Source organism: Streptomyces scopuliridis, from assembly GCF_042790125.1.
GTDB lineage: Bacteria > Actinomycetota > Actinomycetes > Streptomycetales > Streptomycetaceae > Streptomyces > Streptomyces scopuliridis_A.
Genome location: NZ_JBHTZS010000008.1, coordinates 73,164 through 96,613, shown reverse-complemented (window position 1 = coordinate 96,613; position 23,450 = coordinate 73,164). Strand labels below are relative to the sequence as shown.

At 68.4% G+C, this 23,450-nt stretch carries 20 protein-coding genes and 1 pseudogene; 6 read left to right on the top strand and 15 right to left on the bottom strand.

Translation table 11 applies throughout. The features are described 5' to 3' along the window. Nucleotides 1–9: 9 nt before the first annotated feature. The 4 genes from ACFRKB_RS15000 to mshA all read right to left on the bottom strand — a co-directional run bounded on the left by ACFRKB_RS15000 (nucleotide 10) and on the right by mshA (nucleotide 5,512). The gene (locus tag ACFRKB_RS15000; RefSeq protein ID WP_383106162.1) at nucleotides 10–1,644 is read right to left on the bottom strand and encodes a N,N-dimethylformamidase beta subunit family domain-containing protein; all 1,635 of its coding nucleotides are present in this window, start codon (nucleotides 1,642–1,644) and stop codon (nucleotides 10–12) included. 106 nt (nucleotides 1,645–1,750) lie between these two features. Beyond that, complete coding sequence (locus ACFRKB_RS14995) at nucleotides 1,751–3,445, bottom strand: glycosyl hydrolase family 28-related protein (RefSeq protein WP_383106160.1); 1,695 nt, start codon at nucleotides 3,443–3,445, stop codon at nucleotides 1,751–1,753. Between the two features lie 172 nt (nucleotides 3,446–3,617). Next, nucleotides 3,618–4,154, bottom strand: coding sequence for a type III secretion system chaperone family protein (locus ACFRKB_RS14990; RefSeq protein WP_383106158.1), 537 nt, complete (start codon nucleotides 4,152–4,154; stop codon nucleotides 3,618–3,620). Between the two features lie 14 nt (nucleotides 4,155–4,168). Continuing rightward, on the bottom strand, nucleotides 4,169–5,512 hold the full coding sequence (gene mshA, locus ACFRKB_RS14985) for a D-inositol-3-phosphate glycosyltransferase (protein ID WP_383106157.1): 1,344 nt from the start codon (nucleotides 5,510–5,512) through the stop codon (nucleotides 4,169–4,171). Nucleotides 5,513–5,700: 188 nt separating this feature from the next. Here mshA and ACFRKB_RS14980 point away from each other — a divergent pair, with 188 nt between their 5' ends. The 3 genes from ACFRKB_RS14980 to ACFRKB_RS14970 all read left to right on the top strand — a co-directional run bounded on the left by ACFRKB_RS14980 (nucleotide 5,701) and on the right by ACFRKB_RS14970 (nucleotide 9,411). Then, nucleotides 5,701–6,519 (top strand): class I SAM-dependent methyltransferase, encoded by an 819-nt coding sequence (locus ACFRKB_RS14980; RefSeq protein ID WP_383106155.1) that lies wholly within the window; start codon nucleotides 5,701–5,703, stop codon nucleotides 6,517–6,519. A gap of 195 nt (nucleotides 6,520–6,714) precedes the next feature. Beyond that, nucleotides 6,715–7,836 carry a C40 family peptidase gene (locus ACFRKB_RS14975; RefSeq protein WP_383106153.1) on the top strand — a complete coding sequence of 374 codons (1,122 nt, stop codon included), beginning with the start codon at nucleotides 6,715–6,717 and terminating at the stop codon, nucleotides 7,834–7,836. A gap of 267 nt (nucleotides 7,837–8,103) precedes the next feature. Next, nucleotides 8,104–9,411 carry a PP2C family protein-serine/threonine phosphatase gene (locus ACFRKB_RS14970; RefSeq protein WP_383106151.1) on the top strand — a complete coding sequence of 436 codons (1,308 nt, stop codon included), beginning with the start codon at nucleotides 8,104–8,106 and terminating at the stop codon, nucleotides 9,409–9,411. On the opposite strand, the gene ACFRKB_RS14965 is transcribed toward ACFRKB_RS14970, so the two are convergent. The 3 genes from ACFRKB_RS14965 to ACFRKB_RS14955 form a co-directional block, all read right to left on the bottom strand. Continuing rightward, on the bottom strand, nucleotides 9,408–9,749 hold the full coding sequence (locus ACFRKB_RS14965) for a DUF2516 family protein (RefSeq protein ID WP_365975958.1): 342 nt from the start codon (nucleotides 9,747–9,749) through the stop codon (nucleotides 9,408–9,410). The two genes, ACFRKB_RS14970 and ACFRKB_RS14965, sit on opposite strands and share 4 nt — an antisense overlap. A 124-nt stretch (nucleotides 9,750–9,873) precedes the next feature. Next, on the bottom strand, nucleotides 9,874–10,554 hold the full coding sequence (locus tag ACFRKB_RS14960) for a hypothetical protein (RefSeq protein WP_383106150.1): 681 nt from the start codon (nucleotides 10,552–10,554) through the stop codon (nucleotides 9,874–9,876). An 18-nt stretch (nucleotides 10,555–10,572) separates the two neighbouring features. Further along, a complete protein-coding gene (locus ACFRKB_RS14955) occupies nucleotides 10,573–11,112 on the bottom strand; it encodes a helix-turn-helix domain-containing protein (protein WP_383106148.1) in 540 nt (179 codons plus the stop codon). A gap of 346 nt (nucleotides 11,113–11,458) precedes the next feature. On the opposite strand from ACFRKB_RS14955, the gene ACFRKB_RS14950 reads away from it, so the two are divergent. The 3 genes from ACFRKB_RS14950 to ACFRKB_RS14940 all read left to right on the top strand — a co-directional run bounded on the left by ACFRKB_RS14950 (nucleotide 11,459) and on the right by ACFRKB_RS14940 (nucleotide 14,716). Continuing rightward, entirely contained in the window at nucleotides 11,459–13,135 is a 1,677-nt protein-coding gene (locus ACFRKB_RS14950) for a CBS domain-containing protein (RefSeq protein ID WP_383106146.1), read from the top strand. 396 nt (nucleotides 13,136–13,531) lie between these two features. Continuing rightward, on the top strand, nucleotides 13,532–14,407 hold the full coding sequence (locus ACFRKB_RS14945; protein WP_383106144.1) for an IS5 family transposase: 876 nt from the start codon (nucleotides 13,532–13,534) through the stop codon (nucleotides 14,405–14,407). A gap of 66 nt (nucleotides 14,408–14,473) precedes the next feature. Further along, entirely contained in the window at nucleotides 14,474–14,716 is a 243-nt protein-coding gene (locus ACFRKB_RS14940) for a hypothetical protein (RefSeq protein WP_383106143.1), read from the top strand. Nucleotides 14,717–14,785: 69 nt separating this feature from the next. On the opposite strand, the gene ACFRKB_RS14935 is transcribed toward ACFRKB_RS14940, so the two are convergent. From ACFRKB_RS14935 to ACFRKB_RS14900, 8 genes and pseudogenes are all read right to left on the bottom strand, one after another. Beyond that, nucleotides 14,786–16,567, bottom strand: a complete 1,782-nt coding sequence (locus tag ACFRKB_RS14935) for a serine/threonine-protein kinase (RefSeq protein ID WP_383106141.1) — start codon at nucleotides 16,565–16,567, stop codon at nucleotides 14,786–14,788. Between the two features lie 122 nt (nucleotides 16,568–16,689). Further along, a complete protein-coding gene (locus ACFRKB_RS14930; protein WP_383106139.1) occupies nucleotides 16,690–18,627 on the bottom strand; it encodes an AAA family ATPase in 1,938 nt (645 codons plus the stop codon). 1 nt (nucleotide 18,628) lies between these two features. Continuing rightward, nucleotides 18,629–19,201: a hypothetical protein gene (locus ACFRKB_RS14925; RefSeq protein ID WP_383106138.1), complete on the bottom strand. Its 573-nt coding sequence runs from the start codon at nucleotides 19,199–19,201 to the stop codon at nucleotides 18,629–18,631. Beyond that, nucleotides 19,198–20,577, bottom strand: coding sequence for a dsDNA nuclease domain-containing protein (locus ACFRKB_RS14920; RefSeq protein ID WP_383106136.1), 1,380 nt, complete (start codon nucleotides 20,575–20,577; stop codon nucleotides 19,198–19,200). The genes ACFRKB_RS14925 and ACFRKB_RS14920 overlap by 4 nt, the downstream gene beginning before the upstream one ends. Before the next feature lie 130 nt (nucleotides 20,578–20,707). Beyond that, nucleotides 20,708–21,877 (bottom strand): TniQ family protein, encoded by a 1,170-nt coding sequence (locus tag ACFRKB_RS14915; RefSeq protein WP_383106135.1) that lies wholly within the window; start codon nucleotides 21,875–21,877, stop codon nucleotides 20,708–20,710. A 2-nt stretch (nucleotides 21,878–21,879) separates the two neighbouring features. Next, entirely contained in the window at nucleotides 21,880–22,557 is a 678-nt protein-coding gene (locus ACFRKB_RS14910; protein ID WP_383106402.1) for a hypothetical protein, read from the bottom strand. 129 nt (nucleotides 22,558–22,686) lie between these two features. After that, a pseudogene (locus ACFRKB_RS14905) lies at nucleotides 22,687–22,929 on the bottom strand (TniQ family protein); the annotation flags it as partial. Between the two features lie 175 nt (nucleotides 22,930–23,104). Next, nucleotides 23,105–23,416 carry a hypothetical protein gene (locus tag ACFRKB_RS14900; RefSeq protein WP_383106134.1) on the bottom strand — a complete coding sequence of 104 codons (312 nt, stop codon included), beginning with the start codon at nucleotides 23,414–23,416 and terminating at the stop codon, nucleotides 23,105–23,107. Between the last annotated feature and the right edge of the window lie 34 nt (nucleotides 23,417–23,450).

Genomic DNA, 23,450 nt, shown 5'->3' with positions numbered 1-23,450 from the left:
CGCCGTCCGTCACGCCGTCGCCGCGTCCCCGTACACACTCCGTACGTTCTCCCTCGGCTCCGGCATCGTCCGCCCGGCCGGGCCCTTCGCGAAGGCGCGGAGCACGTTCTCGGTCGTGCGCGTGACGAAGGCCCCGGTCCGCGCGTCCAGTCCGTGGTTACGGCCGTTCTCCCGCGTCCCGGCCATCAGCCCCTCGACCCACCGCATCGTCCCGGACGCGAAGACCCCCGCGCCGCTCGGCACGGTGTAGTACGCGGAGTCCGCGTGGCTGCGGCGCCCCTTGCAGACGAGCGGAGAGTGGGCGACGATCTCCAGCCGCGCCGGGGCCGGCTGCCCCGGCGTGACCCGGTCGTACTCCACCCCCACCAGGTGGTCGAAGGAATCGCCCCGCTTCACCCCCGTCCCCGCGAACAGCCAGTGGCCCGCCTGGTGGACGACATAGGGGGCGTCGGTCGGATAGCCCTCGTACAGGACGCCGGTCAGGGAGGATTCCGGGTCGGCGGCGGGCGGCACCCGGAAGTCGGTGGTCGCCATCTCGGGGTGGGCCTCCAGATAGGGGTCGTCCCGGTAGGCGGTCTTGTAGCAGACCACCGTACGGACAGCGCCTGTTGAGCCCTTCTCCAGCCTGATCCGGCGGAAGCAGGTGTTGGCGCCGAGGAAGGCCAGATTGGTCCCGGCGTCGCGCGCCCGGGTCACGTGCAGGCGCTGCTCCGGGGTCCAGTACTCGTCGTGGCCGAGCGCGACCGCCGTCGTGGCGTCCCGCAGGACGGACGGGGCGAGATGCACGTCCACCCCCGTGGTGTACGCGAGCGGAATGCCGAGCCGTTCCGCGAGGACCACGAGGGCGCGCTCGTACACCAGGAACTTCTCCGCGCCGCTCTTGTCGTACGGCCGGTCGAAGGAGACGGCGAACGAACGCGTCGCGTACGCGCCGTCGTCGCCCTCGTAGAGGCTGGAGCCGCCCCACAGGTTGTACGCCTGCCAGGTCGCGGGGGCGTGCATCAGCAGCGTCCTGCCCGCCGCGCTCGCCGAGCGGACGATCAGCGGGACGTAGCGCTGGTGCCCGTTCTCCGCGTCCAGCCGGAGCAGATACGCGCCCTCCGGCCAGCCGTCGGTACGGACCGCGGCGGTACGGTCCCAGTCCGTCCGTACGCTCCGGGTCCCGGCGATCAGCAGCGGGCGACGCTGGACCCGGCCCGCGATCCGGCCGGAGCGCCAGACCAGCCGTGCCTGGGCGCCGCCGTACCAGCCGATCCGGTACGCCGAGACGCGGAAGCCGGGCGCGGTCGTCGAGACGTACAGCCCGAACTCCTCGCCCGGCAGCACGCTCACCCTGTCGGTATGGCCCTCGACGGCCTCGGGCGGGCCCGCCGAGCGGATACGCCAGTCCGGGCTGCCGGGCCGCTTCCGCTCCGCCGCGTCGGCGGCCGGCCGGTCCGTACCGCCGGCGCTCGGGGCGGGGGTGGGGGTGCCGCCGGAGACCTCGCCCGCGCCGCCCGCGGAGTCGCAGCCGGCCGCCGCGCCCAGCGCCAGACCGGCGGCCCCGCCCGCGGCGGCCCCGAGGAAGCGCCTGCGGTCCAGCCCTCCCCCGCCCTCCCCTCCGCCGCCTTCGGGGCGATCGCGGTGCTCTGCGTCCTCGTCCATCGAACCCGTCCCGCGCACGTCAGGCCCACTGTGCTGTCAGAACGATCCTGGGTCGGCGCGGGCCGTCCGGCGACCGCGCGGGGGCCGAACAGGGAGGAGGACGGCGTCAGCGCAGCTCGCGCTGTGCCTCGTACAGATTGCGCGGCCTGAGGTCCCCGGGACTGCCGTACGCCTCCAGCCGCGTGTGCAACTCGCCCTGGAAGTCCGGCACATCGATCTGGTCGAACTCCCGCACCTCGCTGATCCCGGCCGTCACGCTGTACGGGGCGATCTCGTCGATCTTGATCAGCCCCGCGCGCTCATTGGTGACGGTGACGTTCCAGTGCGCGAACCGCGCCCCGTACAGCGGCCCCGCGATCGCGTCGCCGCCGTGCCGGCCGTCGTTGCTGACCGTGATCTCGGTCCGTACGTTGGCGAAGGGCATCCCCCGGTGCGTGTCGAACGTCCCCATCTCCATGCGCCCGCGCGACCAGACGTTGTAGCTGGACAGCCCCTCGACATTGATGCCGTGCAGCTGTGTGCCCGCCGGCGCCGGGACCGTACGCCGCTCGATCACGAAGTCCTCGATCAGATTGTCGTGCGAGCCCTCGCGGCAGTAGTACGGGTGGTGCGAGCCGCGGCCCGCGACCCGGGTACGGCGCAGGGTGCAGGCGGAGGCGCCGATCAGGCCGAAGCCGTTGTCGACATGGCGTACGACGACGTCCTCGGCCCAGCAGTCGTACGCGCACTGGAACGCGACCCCGTTGTAGCCCTTGTCGAGGAGGTGCGGGGACTGCGGGGTCTCGACGGCCTCCAGGGTCAGTCCCTCGACTCCGGATCCGGTGAGCGGGGTGACCGAGGTGGTGAACTTCGGGTCCCACTCCGGGCGTACGTCCAGCGGGAGCGGACGTTCCAGGGTGACCTCACGGCCCCGTACGGCGGTGATGCGCACCGGCCACTCGTACGGCACGTACGACGTCAGCTTGGTCATGGCGGGCCAGTCGTACGCCTCGGGGCCCGGCCCGCCGCCCGCGATGTGCTTCAGGAGGGTGTGGTCCGTGTCGTCGGTGAGCTGGAGGAGAACGAACTGGCCGCGCCGGAGCTTCGAGGCGTCCCGGACGGTCACGGACCGGTCGCCCCGCCTGCCCCTGGCGACGGCGGTGAGGGTGCGCCACTCGTCGCGCGCGTTGCCCGTCCAGCCCTCGAAGGGCCAGTTCCGCGCCTTGATGGCGGTGGTGAGCGTGTCCCAACGCTCCTGCGGACAGAGCCAGATGAGGCCGCCGGCCCAGGACCAGCTGGATTTGTCGCCGCCGTAGCGGCTGCCGTAGGGGCCGATCACCTCGGTCAGATTCCGGGTCGCGTACAGCTTCGTACGGTCGCTGCCGGCGCCGCGCAGGACGACGCCGCTGTGCGCGATCCGGATCACGTCGTCGACGCGGTACGTCCCGGGCGGGATGGAGACCGTGCCCCCGCCACGCTCCGCGGCAGCGGCGAGGGCACGGTTGATGGCGGGGGCGTCGTCCACGGAGCCGTCGCCCTTGGCGCCGTACGCGCGGACATCGGCCACGACCGGGTACCGGGGAAGGCTTCGCGCGCCGGCGTGCGAGCCCGCGCGTCCCACGTACGGGATCTGCGGGTGGGTGTACGGCGACTCGGCGAACTCGCGCCAGAGCGCGGACGTCCTCGGCGGCCTGCGCTCGCCGGCGGCGGCGGTTCCGGTGACTCCGGTGGCCATCGCTCCGGCCGTGGCGGCGACGGCGATCGCGCTGACGAGCAGCGTCCGTCTGCCGAGGGCGCGTTGACGCCGGGGCTCCGTCGACATGATCTCGCCTCCATATATATGAACGATGTTCAGGTCTGCGTCTGGAGGTGAGCATGCCATGCCCTCGGGCGGCCGGGAAGATGTCGAACGCCGAGTCGTTGAGCGAAAGTTCGGGCCGGACGGGCAGGCACGTCGGACCGGCTCGGGTCGGGCCGGTTCAGGCGAGTTCAGGTCAGGCGGAAGGCCCGGCCGGACCCTGGGTCAGATGGGCGAACGCGTCCAGGTTCCGGGTGGATTCCCCCCGGGACACCCGCCACGCGTACTCCTTGCGGATCGCACGCGCGAACCCCAGCTCCAGCAGGGTGTTGAACGACCCGTCCGCCGCTTCGAGCACCGAGCCGAGCAGCCGGTCGATCTCGTCCTCGGTGACGGCGGCCAGCGGGAGTTTGCCCGTCAGATAGATGTCCCCGAGCCCGTCGACCGCGTAACTCACCCCGTACAGCCTGAGGTTGCGCTCCAGCAGCCAGCGGTGGACGCCCTCCGCGTTCTCGTCGGGGTGCCGGATGACAAAGGCGTTGAGGGACAGCGCGTGCCGGCCGACGCGCAGGGAGCAGGTCGTGGAGAGCTTGCGGGTGCCGGGGAGGGTGACGACGTACGAGCCGGGCTCCGGGCTCTCCCACGCCAGCTCGGCGTTCTTCAGCGTCTGCTCGATGACCCGCGCCGCCTGCGCCTGTACGGCGTCCCGGGAGGTCTGCTGTCCATCGGCCATGGAGCGAGCGTACGTCAGCGGTGGTGCGCGCGCCCGCGCCGCCGGTGGTCGTGCACCGCGGCCGTATAGACCTCCGCCGTCGCCGACGCCGCCGTGTCCCAGCCGAAGGACTGGGCATGGCGCGAGGCCGCCGCGCCCATCCGGTCCACCAGCTCCGGGTGGTCGAGGAATTCACGCAGCGCCCGTGCGTAGGCCGCCGGTTCGTGGCCCCGGACCAGAAAGCCGGTCGTCCCGTCCCGTACCGCCACCGGCAGCCCGCCCACGGCCGCCGCCACCACCGGGGTGCCCGCCGCCTGGGCCTCTATCGCGACCAGGCCGAAGGACTCGCTGTACGAGGGCATGACGAGCACGGACGCGGCCCGGAACCAGTCCGCCAGCCGAGCCTGGCCCACCGGCGGCCGGAACTGTACGACATCGGCGATCCCGAGCCGCGCGGCGAGCTTCTGGAGCCCTTCCGGCTTGGCCAGACCGCTGCCGCTCGGGCCGCCGACGACCGGCACGACCAGCTTTCGGCGCAGCGAGGGATCCCGCTCCAGGAGCACGGCCACGGCGCGCAGCAGCACGTCGGGGGCCTTCAGCGGCTGGATTCGGCCCGCGAAGAGCGGGATGAAGGCGTCCCGCGGAAGCCCGAGCCGGGACCGGGCGGCGGCGCGGCCGTCGGCCGGACAGAAACACTCCAGGTTCACCCCGGGGTGGACGACGGCGGCCTTGGCAGGGTCCGCGTCGTAGAAGCGGACGAGCTCCGCGGCCTCCTCGTCCGTATTGGCGATCAGCCGGTCGGCGGCGCGCACGATCTGGGTCTCGCCGATGACCCGGGCCGCGGGCTCGGGCCGGTCGCCCTCGGCGAGCGCGGCGTTCTTGACCTTCGCCATGGTGTGCATGGCGTGGACGAGCGGGACACCCCACCGCTCGGAGGCGAGCCAGCCGACATGTCCGGACAGCCAGTAGTGGGAGTGGACCAGGTCGTAGTAGCCGGGGCGCTGGCCGGCCCATGCCTGCATCACCCCGTGGGTGAAGGCGCACAGCTGCGCGGGCAGCTCCTCCTTGGCCAGGCCCTCGTAGGGGCCCGCGTCCACATGCCGTACGAGCACACCGGGGGCCAGCTCGACCTCGGGGTCCAGGCCGCCGGTGGTGGCGCGGGTGAAGATCTCCACCTCGATGTCGATGGCGGCCAGCCGCTTCGCCAGCTCGACGATATAGACGTTCATGCCGCCCGCGTCGCCCGTCCCCGGCTGGTGCAGCGGGGAGGTGTGCACGCTGAGCATGGCGATCCGGCGTGGCCGGCGGTGCTGGCCGGGGAGCCTGAGACGGGGCGGTCCCACGAACGTGCCGGCGATACGGGACACGTACTGGCTCACGTCTACGGTCCTCTCGCGCGGAGATTCGGAGCATGGCGAAGGGAGGGTGTGCGACGCCCTCCGAAGGCCGACAACAGCGGAATCCCCTCCCGCATTTCCGTTTTGCCAAATCATTACCGGCCGTAACTCAACCGTCCCCCGCCCCGTGCCGGGCGGCCCGGCCGCCCGGTGTCGTTACGCTCGTTCCCATGGCGCCCGCGACCTCCCGTTCTCCCCGCCCGGTGGGCACGGTGACCCGTGGCACCACCCACCAGAACCGGCTGCGCCGCATGGACCGCTGGATCACCGCCACGCACGGCCCGGCGCTGCGCCGCGCGGCGGACCCGGTGGTGGTGGATCTGGGGTACGGCGCCGCCCCCTGGACGGCGGTCGAGCTGCTGCGGCGGCTGCGGACGGCGGAGCCGCGTACCGAGGTCGTCGGCGTCGAGATCGATCCGGCCCGGGTCGCCGCCGCGCGCCCGTACGAGCGCGACGGGCTCCGGTTCCGGCACGGCGGCTTCGAGGTCCCGCTGCCCGGGGGCGTACGGCCGGTGCTCATCCGCGCGGCCAATGTGCTGCGGCAGTACGACGAGGACGAGGTCACCGCGGTCTGGGCGCGGCTGTGCGCCCGGCTCGCGCCCGGCGGACTGCTGGTCGAGGGGACCTGCGACGAGATCGGCCGGCGGCATGTGTGGGTGGCGCTCGGCCCCGAGGGGCCGCGGACTGTGACGTTCGCTACCCGGCTCGGCTCGCTGGACCGGCCCTCCGATCTGGCCGAGCGGCTGCCGAAGGCGCTGATCCACCGCAATGTGCCGGGCGAGCCGGTCCACGCGTTCCTGCGCGATTTCGACCGGGCGTGGGCCGCGGCGGCTCCGTACGCCTCGCTGGGCGCGCGGCAGCGGTGGATCAGGGCCGTACGGGAGCTGGCGGCCGACTGGCCGCTCGTGGACGATCCGCGCCGGCGGCGGCAGGGCGAGCTGACGGTGAACTGGTCGGCGCTCGCGCCCGGTTCGGGCATCGGAGCCTGACCGGGGGAACGCGGGCGGCTGCCCGTTCGTCCTCATGGGGGCCGGTGCTTCCGGTGAGATGCCTGGACCCTCTGTCCCTTTGACCAAGGGCATGACACGATCGCGGCGTTGGAAGAGTTTCCTGACACTTCGTCAGATTCCTTCGCGTTCGTTCGTGTCATGTCGTGCAGTGGGTTGGCTCGGAGGGGGAGCTTGGTGAACCGACGTCGCAGCGCCGCTGCCGCGATCACCGTGGTCTGCGCGCTCGCCGTACTGGCGTCGCCGGTCATGATGAACGGGGCGTACGCGGCCCCAGGCCCGGACCCCAGCCCCGCGCCGTCCGCGCCGGCCGTCGCCCCGCCACCGGTCGAACTCCCGCCCGGCTCCGCCACCCGCTCGGGCAAGAAGTCCCTCGAAGACATCCGCAAGGAGATCGAGGCGCTCTACCAGAAGGCCGCGTCCGCCACCGACGCCTACAACCTCGCCGAGGAAGAGACCAAGAAGCAGTCGACCGAGGTCATCGAGCTGGCCGAGGACATCGTCAGCGGCCAGCTGCGGATCGACGAGCTGAAGAAGCGCGCGGGCGCCGCCGCCCGCGCGCAGTACAGGGGCGGCGGGCTGCCGCCCGAGGCGCAGCTCGTCCTCGTCGACGATCCACGGCTCTTCCTGGACGCGGTCGGACGAATACAGCAGGGCCAGAAGGCCACCCACGATCTCATCGCCGAACTCTCCCGGGCGCAGGAAGACCTGAAGACGTACACCGCCGACGCGTCCACGCAGTGGCAGCGGCTGGAGGCCGGCCGGGTCAAGAAGGAGAAGGCGAAGAAGGAGATCACGGAGCGGATCGCCGCCGCCGAGAAGCTCGAAGCGAGCCTGGAGAAGGACGAGCGGGCGCGGCTGGCGCGGCTGGAGAGCGACGCGGCGCTGAAGGCGCAGACGGCCTGGCTCGGCTCCGGGGCACTGAAGGACATCAACCGCTCGTCGAGCGCGCGGGGCAAGAAGGCGATCGCGTTCGCGACGGAGCAGATCGGCAAGCCGTACGTCTGGGGCGCGGAGGGACCGGACTCGTACGACTGCTCCGGGCTCACCTCCCGGGCGTGGGCGGCGGCGGGGCGGCCCATACCGCGCACCTCGCAGGAGCAGTGGCGGCTGCTGCCCAGGATCGACATCAAGGACATGCGCCCCGGCGACCTGATCATTTATCACCAGGACGCGAGCCATGTCGGGATGTACATCGGGGACGGCGCGATCGTGCACTCGCCGCGGCCGGGCCGGAACGTGACGCTGGCCGGGGCCGGATCGATGCGAATTCTCGGAGTCGTCCGCCCGGACAAATAGGGCGGATTCACGACAACTCGCCTCGCACGGACACGCGCCGGCTCGCACGCCTCGACGGTGAGCCCGGAGCAGCCGTACGTGATGTTTGTCATGGCCATTGGGCGCCCGATCACGCCGGATGCGTGACGGGAAGCGGCATATGACGCTGGCTCTTCATCTGTATGCCATTCCGCTGGGGCGGCGGCTAACGCTATGGTCCCCGTCTGGTGAGGCGTCGATCGTCGCCCCACCCGCGCCCTCGGGGGGAGGGAAAGGAATCCCAGACCGATGCCCGTACCCGTACCCGTTCCGCGGCAGCGCACAGGTTCAGCAGTGGAGAAACAGCCCGCCGCGGAGACCGCCGCCAAGGGCGGCGACCTCGTCCTCCTGGTGATCGAGGACGACCCGGCGGGCTTCTTCACCGCCCCGGAGCTGTCGGAGGGGACCGGCACGCGCCTGCGTATCCGCACCGCCCGCAACCTCACCGAGGCCGAGCGGCTGCTCACCGACGACATCCACTGCATCCTGGTGGACCTCGCCCTTCCCGGCACGAAGGGCAGCGACGAGCTGGCCCCGCTCAGGGACGTCCTGCGGCTCGCACCGCGCCATGCCGTCCTCGCGCTGGCGGCGGAGGGCGACGCCGAGCGCGCCGCCGCGGCGGTGCGGGTCGGCGCCCAGGACTATCTGTTCCGCGACGAGCTGGACGGGCGGCTACTGAGCCGCGCCATCCGGTACGCCGTCGAGCGCAAGCGGGCGGATGTCGCGCAGCGCCAGCTGACCGAGTCCCGGCTGCGCGCGCAGGAGAACGCCCGGCTGGAGCGCGGCCTGCTGCCCACTCCCCTGCTCCAGGGCTCGGACCTGAGCTTCGCGGCCCGCTACCGGCCCGGCCGCTCCAGGGCCCTGCTGGGCGGGGACTTCTACGACACGGTCCGTACGCCGGACGGCACGGTGCACGCGATGATCGGCGATGTATGCGGCCATGGCCCCGACGAGGCGGCGCTCGGTGTGGAGCTGCGGATCGCGTGGCGCGCGCTGACGCTGGCGGGGCTCTGCGGCGACCAGCTGCTCTCCACACTCCAGGAGGTCCTGGAGCACGAGCGGGAGAGCGAGGAGATCTTCGCGACGCTCTGCACGGTCGACATCGCGCCAGACGGCCGGCGGGCGGGCCTCTGCCTGGCGGGCCATCCGTCACCGCTGGTGACCCGCCGGGGGCGGGCGGCCCAGCTGCTCCCGCACGAGGAGGGCGGCCCGGCCCTGGGGCTGCTGCCGCGCGCACGCTGGCCGCGCCGACAGGTCGAGCTGGGCGGGTCGTGGAGTCTGATGATGTACACGGACGGGCTGATCGAGGGCCGGATCGGTCCGGGCACCACACAGCGGCTCGGCCAGGAGGGCATGGTCGAGATGATCAACCGCCAGCTGGCCGAGGGCCTGAGCGGCGACGACCTGCTGGAGGCGGCGGTCGCCCAGGCCCGCGAGCTGAACGGCGGGGAGCTGACCGACGACGTGGCGGTGCTGCTCCTGGGCCGGGGCGGCCCTGCCGGGCCGGTCGGGTCTGCTGGGGCTGCTGGGCCGGTCGGGTCTGCCGGGGCTGCCTAGCGCCCGCCGTTGTAGGGCCCGTAAGGACCGTCACTGCTGGAACCGCCGCCCCGGCGCCCGCCGCCGCCACCGGAGATCGCGTGGACGGCCGGCCGTACGTCGACCATGAAGACGATCGTGGCGACAAGCCCGGCGATCTGCAGGAACAGCATCGGTACGAAGAGGTTCACGGCGACCGTGACCCCGAGAATGATCAGCCAGAACTTCTTCGTCTGCTTGTCCGCCGCGCGATAGGCGTCCTCACGAGCCGTGGCGGAGAGGAACAGCGCGATGATGGCCAGGACAAGCATGGCCAGATTGAGCAGCCAGAGAAGAGTGCCGAATCCTTCGAGCAACATGCGGAGCACCGCCTAAGGGGTGGAGGAGACGTCGCGGCCCGTACGCCAAGGTACCTGGATAACGGGCCGGACACCCCCGAGGTGCCCGGCCCGCTTCCGTCGCGGGTGTGCGGTTCGCGGTCGGTTACTTGCCGGCCGGCGGGGTGGTCTTCTTCGCCGTCGTCTTGCGCGGGGCGGTCTTCTTCGCGGCGGCGGTCTTGGGCTCGGCCTTCGGTGCGGGCTTGACGGCGGACTTGACCGCGGGCTTCCCCGCGGGCTTGACGGCGGGCTTGACGGCGCCCCTGGTCTGCGCCTTCGTCTCCGCCTTGGGAACCGTCTTCGGAACCGGCTTCGGGGTGGCCTTCCGCGCCGCCGCGGGCTCGACGGCGACGGCGATCTCGGTGATCTCGTCCGCGGCCTCACCGCGCCAGGCGCGTACGGTCTGCTCGCCACGCTCGGCGACCTTCTCGTAGGTCTCGCGCGCCCTGACCGCGTACTCCGCGGCGACGCCCACACTCCGCAGCGCCAGGTCCTGAGCGGTCTCGCCCAGCTTCTTCAGATCGGTGTCGAGCGAGCCGATCACTTCGGTGACCTTGGCCTGCACGGTCGCCTGGGCCTCCTTGGCCTGGACGGAGACCTTCTCCTGGACGGCCTTGGGGTCGGAATTCCGCATGGCCTCCAACCGCCCCGGGGCCTCGGCCCGCAGCTGCTCGATCAGACCGGGCACCTTCTTGGCCTGCTCGACGGCGATATCGGCGGTACCGGCCGCGAAGTAGAGGGGCGTCGGGTCGGTGAGGGTCTTACGCAGGTCATCGGTGATGGCCATGACTGTGGTCCTCCCGGATCAGTGTGAGGGTGGGGTGGCAGCACTGCCGTCTGTCGCGCGGGAGCCGCCGGAGGAGCCCCGGGAACTCCCGGAACCACCGGCGTCCGTACCGGTCTCTCGTCCGGAGGCCTTCACAGGGGCTCCGATTTCGGGGGCTTCCGTTCCGGAGGCTTCCGTTCCGGAGGCGTCCATGCCCTCCGTACTCTCCGCGTCGAGTGCGTTCTCCTTGCGGAACGACTCGTAGATCTGGAGAAGCACCTGCTTCTGCCGCTCGTTTATCGAGGGGTCGGCGAGGATGACGGCACGCGTCTCCAACTCCTCCCGCTCCCGCTCGTCGAGCATCCCGGCCTGCACATACAGCGTCTCGGCGGAGATCCGCAGCGCCTTGGCCAGCTGCTGCAGAATGTCCGCGCTCGGCTTGCGCAGCCCGCGCTCGATCTGGCTCAGATACGGATTGGACACCCCGGCGGCGTCGGCGAGCTGCCGCAGCGACAGCTGCGCGTTGCGCCGCTGCTCGCGCAGATACTCACCGAGGTTGCCGACGTTGAGTGATGCCATACGCACATCCTGCGTCGCCCCGCTAACTATTGCAAGCGCATGCTTGCAAAAGTGTTCCAAGCAACAGTCCGGGCGCTGTGAGCCTGAGCACGATAGGTGTCGTATTTGCAGGACATCTGTCGTGCCGCTGCTGCGGCCTCAAGGCGATGCGGGACGCCGGTTGCCTGGCGCACGTGAGCGCCGGGTCAGCGCGTCGGCAAAGGTTCCTTTCCTCTGTAGGCGACGGTCCAGTGAGGAGCATCCTGCCTTCCCGGCTACTCCCATAGCCCAAGTACCCTCCCCCTGGCCAAGCCCGCGATACTCAGACGAGTACGTTTTCCAGTGACCTGCCTGAGGGGGCTGCGTAGTGAAGGCATGGATGATCCGGGCCGGGGCTGACGGCGAACGCGAGGACGCCTCACTCAGCGAAGGCCTAACTATCGCTGGCTGGCCCGAGGTCGGTGACCTCACCCACTGCTCATCCTGGGACGACCTCCGCACAGAGATCGACAAGGCTTACCCACGCGAAAACCCGCGGGTCCTGAGCAACTGGCAAGGCCAGTTGTGGCGCTTTCGTGCCGTTCTAACTCCTGGCGACATCATCGTGCTCCCTCTGAAGGCCGGCAGCGTTGCGATCGGGTACCTCACCGGCGACTACCAATACCGGGCTGACTCGCCCCCCGGGTTGCGCCACGTACGCACTGTTACCTGGAGCCGTACCGATGTGCCACGCTCCGAGTTTCGTGCGGACCTGCGTGCCACGCTCGGCTCACTCCTCACGGTGAGCGAGCTGCGCCGTCTCGACGCAGCATCCCGGCTCACCGCCCTTGCCAATGGCAGCCCTGATCCGGGAAACCCCGACGCTCCCAAGCACTTGAGGCTCCTGGAAGGCCCGGCTGCCCTGGCCGAGAAAGTGGCTGAAGCAGCCAAGGGCCGCCCCATAGAACTTGCCGTACGCGACTTCCTAAGCATCTGGGACGTCGTGAGCCGCTCGTCCAAGGCCATAGCCACCATCCGGCGTGATCTGGCTGAGTTCGGCCTCTCGACCGTCCCGCCTTTTACCGAGGTCCCGATCGACCACACCATCCGTGTCATCCCCATCGGGCAGGCCCCGGAAGCCGAGCGGCAGCTCCTGGGGCAAGAGACGGGTGCCCTCGAACTGGAAACCGTGGAACCTGACGATCCAGGACCTGAACTCCTCGACGTTCCCGACGAGGACACAGCGACCGACGCTGGGACGGCGATCGGCGCTGTGGAAGGGGACGAAGACGAGGACGGAGATGAGCAGCAGGCTTCGCGAACAGTCCCGGTGGTGGTGACGGTGGGACGGCTTCCCTCAGCCCGCAGTCGCCTGAAGTCGGTCCACCTGTCCGACCCGCTGAACCTCGCTATAGAGATCATGTCCGAGCACTCCTTCGATCAGCTACCCGTTCTCGACGATGACGGTCACCTACGTGGCTCCATCACCTGGCGGGAAATCGGCGCGACGAATCGCCCCACGAACGCGCTGGTCAAGGATGCTGCTGTTCTGAAGGTCCGATCGGTACGTACTGACGACCCCCTGGTGGACTGCCTAGTCAACGTCGCGGACCACGGCTGCGTGTTCGTCGTCAACCCGGACGGGACCCTGTCGGGCATCGTGACAGGGCACGATCTAGCCCACCGATTCGAACAGGAGCTGCGGCCCTACGCCCTCCTGGAGGAACTGGAACGCCGACTGCGCCGCGCCCTCATCCTCGCCCTGCGCCGGATCAAGGAGACGACCGGCGGGTACGGCCTGCCGGGCGACCCGACCAAGATCCAGAAACTCGCCACGAAGGGGATGAACTTCAGCGACTACGTGCAGCTGTTGAAACGTTCCGACGTGTGGGAGGCGACGGGCTGGCAGTTCCCCCAGGTGCGCTTCACCGAGCGCTTGGACCGAGTCAGAACGATCCGCAACGAGACGATGCACTTTCACGAGATGGATGACGACCGCGCCAGTGCGGTCGAAGAAATCCGTGTCGCCCTGCAGATGCTCAAGACGGTTCAGCCACAGGCCTGAACGCCGCGTCGCACAGTCGCTGGACGAGTGGGTCAGACGCTTCCGCGCTTCGGGCAGGTCGGCAGCTTGGAGAAGCTGCGAGGCGATGGATGTCCAGGACGGCCCCGGCGCCAGATAGCCGCATCGTCCCTGGTCGGCTGGATCTTCGAACGTAGCAGCAGGTCCAGCCCACCCAGATCGAGCGCGGCCTGCGCGCTCGCCCGACCCTCCGCACACGCCAGCACGATCCTCGACCGCAACATCAACGCCTGAGACGCCGTCCGCTTGCGCAACCGGCCACGCAGCACCTGTCGTTCGTCGATCGGACAACTCCAGCGACAACGGCTTCGAACCAGGCACCACCCCGCCCTAGGCCGTGTATCGAAGTGGATCTTGAGTTGTGAATGATCACGGTTCATGGGTCGGGGAGATCTCACGGACGAGCAGTGGGCGGCGCTGGAGCCGTTGTTGCCGAAGGGTGCCAAGGCGGGGCGACCGCCCGCCTGGCCTCGGCGGCAGTTGATCGACGGCATACGGTTCCGGGTCCGCACCGGTGTTCCATGGCGAGACGTCCCCGTCGGATACGGGCCGTGGAGCCGGGTCTACGACCTGTTCCGCCGATGGCAGCGGAACGGCACCTGGCAGCGGATCCTCACCCAGCTCCAGTCCCTGGCCGACGCGAAGGGTGCGATCACGTGGGACCTGAGCGTCGACTCCACGGTATGCCGCGCCCATCAGCATGCGGCCGGGGCGCGCAATCAGGGCGACCTGCAGAAAGAACCGCCGGGAGGCATCTTCACCGAGCCCCGTGATCATGGGCTGGGAAGGTCGCGCGGCGGGTTCACCACCAAGCTTCACCTGGCAGTTGAGCAGGGTCAGAAGCCTATGTCGATCGTGGTGACGGCAGGGCAGCGCGGCGACTCGCCGCAGTTCGAACCTGTGCTGAACAAGGTCCGAGTGCCCCGCATCGGGCCGGGCCGGCCACGCGTCCGTCCCGATCGGGTGCGTGCTGACAAGGCGTACGCCTCCCGCAAGAACCGCGCCTACCTGCGCCGCCGCGGGATCCGCTGCACGATCCCGGAAAAGGCTGACCAGGCGCGCAACCGCCAAAAGCTCGGCTTCCGCGGCGGTCGGCCGCCGCATTTCGACCGGGCCGACTACCGCGAGCGCCATGCGGTCGAGTGCGGGATCAACCGCCTCAAGAGACATCGCGCTGTCGCCACCCGGTATGACAAGCTCGCCGTCCGCTACGAGGCGACCGTGCTGGTCGCAGTCCTTAACGAGTGGCTGTGACGGGCGCCTTGCTGGGACCATGCGCCGGTGAACTCAGGACTCCCCGCCGGATGGACGATCGAGCGCGTGCGTGCTCTTTCCGGAGACCCAAGCGCCGCCCCGCTCTCCTTCGATCGGCTCGTAGTCGTCGAGGTGGCCGGTCAGGGCGACTACGAGCTGCTCCGGCCCGATGTGATTCTTGCGTTCCACGAGTTGTGCCTCGTGAGGGACGACGGTGAGTGGTTCATGGGGCAGCTCGATGATGACGGCTCGGTGATCTGCTGGGCCTCCTACGGATCCGACCTGGCCGAGGCCATCCGCAGTCTCTGAACGACCCCGCACCTTCAGCCACTTTCGCAACAGGCCCTAGGACCGCCCTTGAACTTTGGACTCAGGACACTAGCGCGTGAGGGCGCCGAGGACCTTCCCGAGCGTGGTGGCCACGTCGAAGTCCCGATCCCATGTGAGTGCGACGAGGTCGTCGAACTCGGCCTCAGGGCGGAGCAGATTGAGGACGTCGGCTTCGAATACTGAGCCCGGTTCCGCGAGGCTGAGCGCCACGTCGCGGAAGCAGTGGTACGTGTTGCGTGACCGGAACATGACCGAGTACTCACCGTCTACGAGCTCTCCCACGGAGACATCCCACTTAGCTTCAAGCACCTGCAGTGTGCCGGCGACCCTGTCGGCGTTGAGCGGCTCGGTCAACAGATCCACTCCCACCGCTTCTCGGGCCGAATCCAACGGAAGCGTCTCGTCCCAGACCACCGAGAGGTGGCGCTCGAAACCGATTTCCTCGCGAACTGTTTTGTTGAACTCCAGGTAGTCGGTGTCCAGTTTCGTACGCATCCAGCGGGTGATCCAGAGGATCGGGGCGCTGATCAGATTCGCCCGCAACGATCCATTGCCGTCACCGTAGACAGATTCGCGGATGCTCGTCAGCAGCTCTTTGCAGTGGTAGTCCTTGCAGAACCGGAACAAGTGAGCCGACCGCCGTGGCAGACCGCCCCAGAGGGAGGAGCGGGGGAGGGGGAAATCAGCCAGAATCGTCTCCAGTTCGCGTTGGAGTCCCGGCTTGGCGGCCGACAACACGAGGGCGTCGTCGTTCTCGTCCCACCGCCCGGCGCCCTCATAGTCGAACTTCGCCTTGCACGAAGCATATATAACGGCTTGAGCACATGTATTGAACAGCACCGTGCTCACCCGGTACGCAACCTCGCAGTGATAGTTGAGGTTGAATCGGTCGAGCTCTCCGTCGGCGACCCGCTCGAAGATATGCTTCGCCGACAGCACGTCTCTGGCGGCACGGCCGAGGATCCGCTCGACCTCGCCGGACGAGCTGTCGGCGGACGCTTCGTTGGGGCGCAGATCATCGGAGACCTCCTCGATTGCCGAGTCGAGCCGCTGGAGGGTTACCCGAAGCATGCCGCGTACGGTGTCGATGCGGAGCCGCTGGGCCTCATCTTGGAGCAGCATCTGTTCAATGATCAGGTCAAGGTCGGCCAGGAAGGGGTAGCGGTCACGCACAAGCGCGTGTCGTCGCCCTCGGGCGTTCTGCTTCGTGAACATCTCGGTTATGACGAGGCCGAGTGCAAAGATGTCCGCCGGCTTACCGATACCCAGGGCGTTGTTCCTCACCATCTGCTCGGGAGCGAGGTAGTTCCGGTTCACTAGGAGGTCCCCGCGATTCGTGAGCGAGGAGTCCTTGAAATGTGCGATGCCGAAGTCAGCCAGGACGAGCCGACGCGCATCAGGATCGACGAGGACATTCTCAGGTTTGATGTCGCGATGCACTATGCCGTCACCGTGCACGTACGCGAGCGCATCGCAGAGCTGACGCGCGTAGTCGAGAAGCACGTCAGCATCGGTTTCGTCGTTGATCACGTTTCGCAGCGTCATAGGGTAGAAGTCCATGACGTAGTAGAAGAAGTTCGCGTCCTCGGAGCGCGCGTGGATACTCACGACGTTCGGGTGGCTCGATGTCTGCCCGTACTCGATCTCCTGCTTGAAACGCTTGTTACGAGCGGAGTCCGCGTCGCGGGCCTTCTTAATCCGTTTGACTGCGAACACCTGACCGTCCGGCTTACGGCGAGCCTTCCACACCACGGCCGATCCGCCCTCTCCCGGAGCTGAATCGCGCTCGTAAGTGACTCCGTCGATGATGAACGGTTCGTTCTTCGGCATGAAGCCACCCTACTGACCCTCGGGGCGGTGACGTCGGCCAATTGCCGCCAGGCTCTCCCGCCGGTTCGCGGCGAACCGGAGACCGCCACTTGCGTACCGCCTCTCGCGAGACACCCAGAACGTCAGCTATCTAGCTGGCTCTCGATGCGAGTGACCTGATCAGGGCCGGGATGATCCACACCGGGCACCATGGGGTTCTCGTAGTCGAACTCCACCTTGCCGAAGGAGTCGCTGGTGATGGGCGGGGGGTCATTGTCGGCGATGATCAGTTGCAAGCGTTCGCCATAAGCGTCAGCCAGCGTCCTGAAGCGACTGTAGATCTCGGCCGCGCGTTGCCGGTCGGAGGCGTTGTTACCAAATGCCTTGCGCGGTGAATCGATCACGAGGAGCGATGGAACGAGGACGTCGGAGTGGTCGAGTCCGAAGGCAAGGAGCGTGAGGCTGTAGGCGAGGTTGACGGAGGTGGCGATGCCCCCGCCGGAAGCCTGCAGGGTCTCGAATGGCCGTCCGTTGACCACCGGCAGGTAGGTGTCGCGGTCGATGACGGCCGTGTCGACCCACGGCAGGTTCCAGCTGGTGAGCAGTCGGCTGAACTCAGTGCTGAGATCACCGAGCAGAGTCTGGTTGGCCTTGAGCTGCTCGGACTTCTCCTTGATGTCTTTGTTCACCTGCCGGCGGTCGGCCTTGAGTGAGCGGATGTCCGCGTCGATGGTGCGCACCCGTGCCCAGGATTCGCGCAGTTGGGTGATGGCATCAATGCTGGCCTTGAGCGAGGCGACGCGGGAGCTGGCCTCGGCGATGGCGTCGAAGCGCGGGGCGACCGCATCACGGGTCTGGGCGTCGAGCTCTCGGCGCAGGCTGGTGACGGCGAAGCTGAGTTGCTGCGACCGCTCCTGGACGGTCTGCAGGTGCGCCTCGTCCGACTGCTGGATGCGCTGTGCGTCCTCAAGCTGCTGCTGCAGGGCCGTGCGTGTCTCTTCGATGGCAGCCGGGTCGATGTCGGCCTCGACGGGGTCGGGTTGGAGACAGACGAGGCAGTGACCGTCCTCGACGGCCCGGGCCGCCAGCGACTGCATGCACCGCGGGCAGACGACGAACTCGAAAGGGGAGAGCTGGTCGATGGCTGTGACCGACCGTGCGAGACGGGAGAGGTCGAGCTGTACCTGAGCAACGACGGCATGCCGCGCCTCCACGAGGTCGGCGGCCGCGGACACTTCTTCTTCGGTCTGCCGCGCGGCGCGGATGGCGTTCTGCAGCTCGTCACGCACCGCGGTGTCGGCGGCGGTCTGTTCCTGAAGTTCGGTGCGGAGGCTGGCCAGGGCGGACGATGCGCGCTCCAGAGTGTCGCGCAACTGAGTTAATTCGGCCCGCAGTTCGTCGTCACTGCGGTGGTCGGAGGCTGCCAGGAAGGAGCTGACGTTGAAGTGCTCGGCGGTTCTGGCCTTCAGTGTGTCCAAGAGCTGGTTCCTGGTGCGTTTGAGCTCCATGAGCGCACTGTCGGTGAGCCCGAACATCAGGCGGAAGAGCTCTCTGCGCTTGGTCTCAAACCAGCTGTCCAGGTGACCGACGACCTGGCGGTCGATCTCGCGTGCCTGGAGGTAGGCGTAGGCGTACAGGTCGTTGAAGGTGAGGTTCTGCGGCCTCGCTGCTCCTTCTCGCCGTGCGGCGATCTGTTCGCGCGGGAAGCCGAGCGCGTCCAGGAGGTGGTCGGAGAGCGTGGTGACGCCTTCCGAGGCCCGCAGAGGCAGGGTGCGTTCCAGCGCGAGGGAGTGTGGATCGAGGAGATCCACAGAGTCGGCGGTGTCTCCCTCGATGGTCCGCCGGAGGACGACACGTTCGTCGCCAGCCGCGACCTCGGCCTGGACCGACAGGACGTGGTCGCGGACCGCCGGGGTGAGCATGGCACTGCCGCCGAGGGCGTGCTTGAAAAGCATCAGCAGACTCGACTTGCCAGTGCCGATGGGGCCGGTGATCACTGTGGCCGGACGGTCGAAGCGGTAGGTCTGCTCCGCCTCGGCGGTCGTGACGGTCAAAGAGACGATGCGCAGGTGGACGGCCATGTCAGATCTCCGTCCGCCAGGGCCGGTCGACAGCGTCGGGCAGACGGTCGTAGATGAGGTTCTTCAAGGCCGATCCTGACTTGTTGAAATGCCGCTTGAGCAGCTTGATCCGGCTGGCGACAACGGCCCATTCCTGCGTTGTGGCAAGAGAGGCCGCGGCGGCGGCGCCCTGCGGCGTGGCGCGGAATTCGGCTCTGGCGCTGTTGCTGTAGACGATCAGGCCGCGGGCGGCGAGCGAGCCGAGGACGCTGTAGTAGCGCTGGTCCCAGGGACCGTACTTGTAGCGGGTCATACGGCTTTCGACCGCGAGGCGCTCGGGTGATGTGGGGGCGGTTCCTGCCGGCCACGACGCCTCGCCAGCGGGCAGGAGACGTTCCAGCATCGCTGGATAGCGCAGCAGGAAGTCGAGTTTAGCGAGCTTTGTCAGGCCGTCGAGCCCCCCTTTGGGGGTCGTGAACTGCGAGATGAGCAGGAGAATGCGCGCCTCGTGGTAATGGACCTCACGCTGCTCTGCCTGCCGCCGCTGCGTCCGCATGCGCGCTACCGCGGTCTCGAAGTCAGCGCTGTGGGTCATGAGGCTTCCTCATCCGTGTTGAAATTCACGGAGAAGAAGAAGAGGCACTCGTCGCACAACTGGTAGGCCAGTCCCCGCAAATGCAGGTTGCTGAGCAGGAACGGCGGCGGCGACGGTAGAGCGTCGACCTTCAGTTTCTCGGCCAGCAAGTCGTTCATCTTGTTGCCGAACTCGCTGCCCTCGGCGACCTGAGCGCGCGCATGGCGTCGGCACTCGAAGGCCATCTCCAGCACGTCCATGGACAGGTTCAAAAGGTCGGTTTCATCCCCGACCAGGCCGGAGCGGCGCTCGGACCAGGTCGTGTACCACGCGGAGCGGAGCCGTTCGGCGAACGCCGCCTCGTCCAAGGGAACCAGGCCCCGGCGCAGCTTGCGGCCGAGCTTTGCCCCTCCCGGTGCGAGCACGGGCGTCTGACCTCGGGGGAACGTGGGCAGCTGAACCGTCGTGTACGCGATCGCCTGGCGGACGATCTCGCGGGTGATGCTGCGCCGGCCGATGCGCTGCTGCATCCGCGTGCTGTGACGGACGCGGCTCGGGTCGGCGATGTAGACAGCAAGTTGGCTGCGGTCGCTCTCATCACGGTTGGCACGCTCGATCCGGTCCACGACGGCCCGGTAGGTGCTCTCAAGGTCGACATGCACCAGCTGCAGTTGCTCGACGGCAGGTACCAGAAGCCGTTGGATGTTGACGTCGGTGATGTGCGCTCGCTGGGGTGGATCGCAAGAGATCTCCAGGACTGCGAGGAAGCGAAGGACCCTCTCCACGAACCCCGTTGGCACCTGAATGTCAGCGAGCTTGCTCACCTGGGGTGTGTCCGGGACATTGGGATAGGGCTGTTTCCAACGAACTTTGAGCATCTGGCGGGCGATTGTCTCCGCCATAGAGGACAGCCCATCCGTGAGTTCCGGCTCCGGGCCGCACATCCGAGCCAGCGTGCCGGCATTACCCTTGATCGGACTGAGCGCCGCGTTCGTCGCCAGTCTGAGTCGGACATTGGCGGCACACTCGCATGCGCACCAGCGGTCAAAGAGATGGGTAAGGCCGCCGCTCTTGCACAACTCCGTAAGCGACCAGGTGCCCTGATTTTCTTCGCGATGCTTGACCGATACCAGTTCCACCGAACCATCGGCCCACGCCACGACGAAGTCCTCGTGCCACTCGCAGACGACGAAGTCAATTGCGTCCTCCGTGAGCATGGCGAGACACTCTCGGGCGGCTACCTCCGCCTGGTACCGGTAACGGCCCAGCGTGTCCGAGCCACTGTCTTCTTCCGGAGCCAGTTCGAAGATGGCGTGCGGTGAACCGTCCGGACCCTCCGGCTCAGCGGACGCTCTAGCGCCTCCAGCCCCAACACCCGTGCCCGCCGTGTCGACCATCGACGCCCCCGATCCGGCCCCGTATCAGGGCACGTCCCCCGCCGCTTCCATCCCGGCACCGGGATTGAAGATCCCTACCTTTATCACACTCCAGCATCGCTACGTAACAGTCCGTCGTAATTTGGCGCCTTTAGCAGTCGCCGACCGCAGCCCTCATGGGCGTTGAGATCCAGGCAGCGCGGCACAAGTAGGCGCTGAGCGCACGGTCGGCATCGCGAAGTCTGTGAACGAGCGGGGTCATCGACTCTCGCGCCTCGCAGGGATCCGACGCTCGGAGCAACCGCGTCGCGATCTGCAGAACCGCGCCCGTTGCCAAGGAATCGGTCGGCGGCGCGGTGTAGGGCTTGGAGGTCTTCTTCTTCCCGGCGGTGTTAAGCAAGGGCTGAGCCTCCGCAGTGCGGGAAGCATGCTCGTCATCGAGCACGGCGGCCAGGAACGATGTGCCGGCGCACGGGCGTGCTTCGGGCCAGGTTCGGAAGATCATGGCGACCGTCGCGCGCAGATCGGCGAAGTAGTGGGCGACGGGAACGGGCGCCCCCGCGCTCGTCGTGCTCTCAGGGCCTCCCGCAGCGAGCAAGCCCGCAAGGTGTCGTTGAACTTGGACGAGCACGGCCATAGTGGCCGAATCGAGTTCCCCGACGGGGGCGCTTTCCCGGCTCAGGTCGGCTCCGCAGGCATGTGCGGGATGCTCGGCCGGTTCCGAACGCGCCTCAGCCGACCGGCATTGCCACGGGTTCAGAGCATCGTCCGACAGGCAGGCGATGGCGCTGCCTGCGTGGGGGGACTGCGCAAGTGCGCCGCAACCGGGGCACTGGTGGGCGAGGAGTCGTTGGTGTCGGACACATAGGAAGGTCACCGGAAGGCGCCACAGCCGTTGCCAAGGACCGCCGTGCCGGTCCTGGATGGGGGTGCCGTTCCCGGTGAGACAGGGAGGACAGTAGCGCGTGGAGCGGGTCAGCACCCACGGGTTGTCGTAGATCATCCGGGCTGGGGTGCTGCGTGGCGTGAACGCAGGGTTCAGTGGCCCATACCGCTGCCCGAGCGGCACGAGGAGCATGTCGGCGACCTCGGCGGGCATCAAGAGGGTGGCGCGGGCAAAGGCCGCGAGGTGGGCCTCGTCCAAGTGGTAATGGAAGCTCAAGGGCAGGCGGGTAGGCAGACCAGGACTGCCGCCGGGTGCCAGACCGGTGCGGAGCAGGATCTCTGCGGGGGTGGTGCCCAGTCGATGAGCCAGGCGAAGCACGAATCCGGTGAGCGTCTCGTCGTGAAGCGGATCGAGGCTGCGGGGCAGGGAGCGCATGGTCAGCCGTTTCGTGGGCCGCGGACGTGGATCTCGAGGTTCGGAGTGTCCGATGCCTCCTTTGCGACTCCAAGCACCTGCTGCAGCGCAAGGGATGTGCCGGGGAGGCGTGCGAGGCGTCGGAAGGTGTCGCGGTTCAATGCAAGGGCGGTGTCGTAGAACGGGCGTAGCACTCGCTGTGTCCAGTTCTTGTCGCGGGCTTCGAGTACGGACACAGCGATGCCCAGTACCGCGCCCATGGTCAGGGCTGAGTCCATAGGTGAGAGCAGCGAGTTGATCCCGTATGGGCTCTTCGATCCGCCCCGCCGCGTGCGGCGTCGGCTGTCGCGCATCCGCTGCACCGCTTCCCGTTCGATCGCCTGCGCCAGGGCGGGTGTCGCTGCGAAACGGCTTGCTTCCGGCCAGGAGGCGAGGATCAACGTGGCCACCACCCGCAAATCGATGAAGTATTGGGCGACCGGCACGAGTCTGCCGCAACCCCCCACGTTTTGAGGCCCGTTGGTGGCCAGCAGTTCGTCGAGGCGGCCTTGGAGGGCCAGCAGCGCCTTGAGGGAGTCGGCGTCCTCCGGGATACAAGCTGGGCCGGCGCGTGAGAGGTCGGCCCCGCAGACCGACAGGCGGATACCGCCCGAGCCCGGAAAGGATGGCGATCGGCACTGGGCCGGGTGGAGTTCTTCCATCCCCGGGCGAGCGATCATGCCAGCGCGGGCGAACTGACCAGAGGTGCGGCAAGCAGGACAGACCCGATGGAGGAGCTGCCTGTGCCGAACGCAAGCGAAGACCACCGGCAGGCGCCACGACCGTCTCCAGGCACCGCCGTTCAGAGCCTCTTGCGGACTTCCGTCGCCCGCGAGGCAGGATGGGCAGTACTGGGAGGTCCGTACGAGGATCCATCGATTGGGACGGTCCAGCTGCCGGGGACTCGTCCACGGCCGGTACCTCCTGCTCACCAGACCGTATCGATGCCCTATGGGGGCGAGCAGTAACTTGTCGGCCTCCGCCACGGTCAGATGTGCCGCGCGTGCCGCCCGGGCAAGGCGTGGCTTGTCCATGTCCACCAGCAGCCAGGGGAGACGGCGCCGGGGGTCTCACCCAGCCCATCCATCAACCCCAAACGGGCTGCGACTTGCTCCGGGGTCGTGCCGTTGTGACGGGCGAGGCGGAGAGTGAAGCCAACAAGGGTTTCGTCTTCGAGTGGGTCGAGGCTGCGGGGCAAGGGACGCAGGGTCATGCCTCGGCCGCCGGAGGTGTGCCGCGGTCGTCGAGAACCGTGTTGCGCCCTTTCCGGGCCTTCGGGATCTTCCGGGCTGCTTTCGCCTTCGGCTGTGGGGCAGTGTCCACGTCGGGGATTTCTCCGGCTTCGGCGTCGCGTATGCCGTCCTTGCCGGGGACGTTGCCCAGGTTGATGGCGATCTCGTCGAGGAGGTCGATGGTCAGATTCTCCAAGCCGCTCTCCATTGCCTTGGTCAGCCCGTCCTCGATCAGGCGCCGCAGGAGACCGACGATGCCGTGGGTTCGGCGGTAGAGGTACTCGGGCATCAGCCCCTGGGACAGCGTGCCGGGGCCGGCGTTG

Coding starts and splice junctions, on each gene's coding strand:
- ACFRKB_RS14965 (WP_365975958.1), bottom strand. CDS start 9,749: ATGTTGCTCGAAGGATTCGGCACTCTTCTCTGGCTGCTCAATCTGGCC.
- ACFRKB_RS14960 (WP_383106150.1), bottom strand. CDS start 10,554: ATGGCCATCACCGATGACCTGCGTAAGACCCTCACCGACCCGACGCCC.
- ACFRKB_RS14945 (WP_383106144.1), top strand. CDS start 13,532: ATGGGTCGGGGAGATCTCACGGACGAGCAGTGGGCGGCGCTGGAGCCG.
- ACFRKB_RS14970 (WP_383106151.1), top strand. CDS start 8,104: ATGCCCGTACCCGTACCCGTTCCGCGGCAGCGCACAGGTTCAGCAGTG.
- ACFRKB_RS14925 (WP_383106138.1), bottom strand. CDS start 19,201: ATGACCCACAGCGCTGACTTCGAGACCGCGGTAGCGCGCATGCGGACG.
- ACFRKB_RS14935 (WP_383106141.1), bottom strand. CDS start 16,567: ATGCCGAAGAACGAACCGTTCATCATCGACGGAGTCACTTACGAGCGC.
- ACFRKB_RS14955 (WP_383106148.1), bottom strand. CDS start 11,112: ATGGCATCACTCAACGTCGGCAACCTCGGTGAGTATCTGCGCGAGCAG.
- ACFRKB_RS15000 (WP_383106162.1), bottom strand. CDS start 1,644: ATGGACGAGGACGCAGAGCACCGCGATCGCCCCGAAGGCGGCGGAGGG.
- ACFRKB_RS14930 (WP_383106139.1), bottom strand. CDS start 18,627: ATGGCCGTCCACCTGCGCATCGTCTCTTTGACCGTCACGACCGCCGAG.
- ACFRKB_RS14915 (WP_383106135.1), bottom strand. CDS start 21,877: ATGCGCTCCCTGCCCCGCAGCCTCGATCCGCTTCACGACGAGACGCTC.
- ACFRKB_RS14920 (WP_383106136.1), bottom strand. CDS start 20,577: ATGGTCGACACGGCGGGCACGGGTGTTGGGGCTGGAGGCGCTAGAGCG.
- ACFRKB_RS14990 (WP_383106158.1), bottom strand. CDS start 4,154: ATGGCCGATGGACAGCAGACCTCCCGGGACGCCGTACAGGCGCAGGCG.
- ACFRKB_RS14995 (WP_383106160.1), bottom strand. CDS start 3,445: ATGTCGACGGAGCCCCGGCGTCAACGCGCCCTCGGCAGACGGACGCTG.
- ACFRKB_RS14900 (WP_383106134.1), bottom strand. CDS start 23,416: ATGCCCGAGTACCTCTACCGCCGAACCCACGGCATCGTCGGTCTCCTG.
- ACFRKB_RS14980 (WP_383106155.1), top strand. CDS start 5,701: ATGGCGCCCGCGACCTCCCGTTCTCCCCGCCCGGTGGGCACGGTGACC.
- ACFRKB_RS14910 (WP_383106402.1), bottom strand. CDS start 22,557: ATGGAAGAACTCCACCCGGCCCAGTGCCGATCGCCATCCTTTCCGGGC.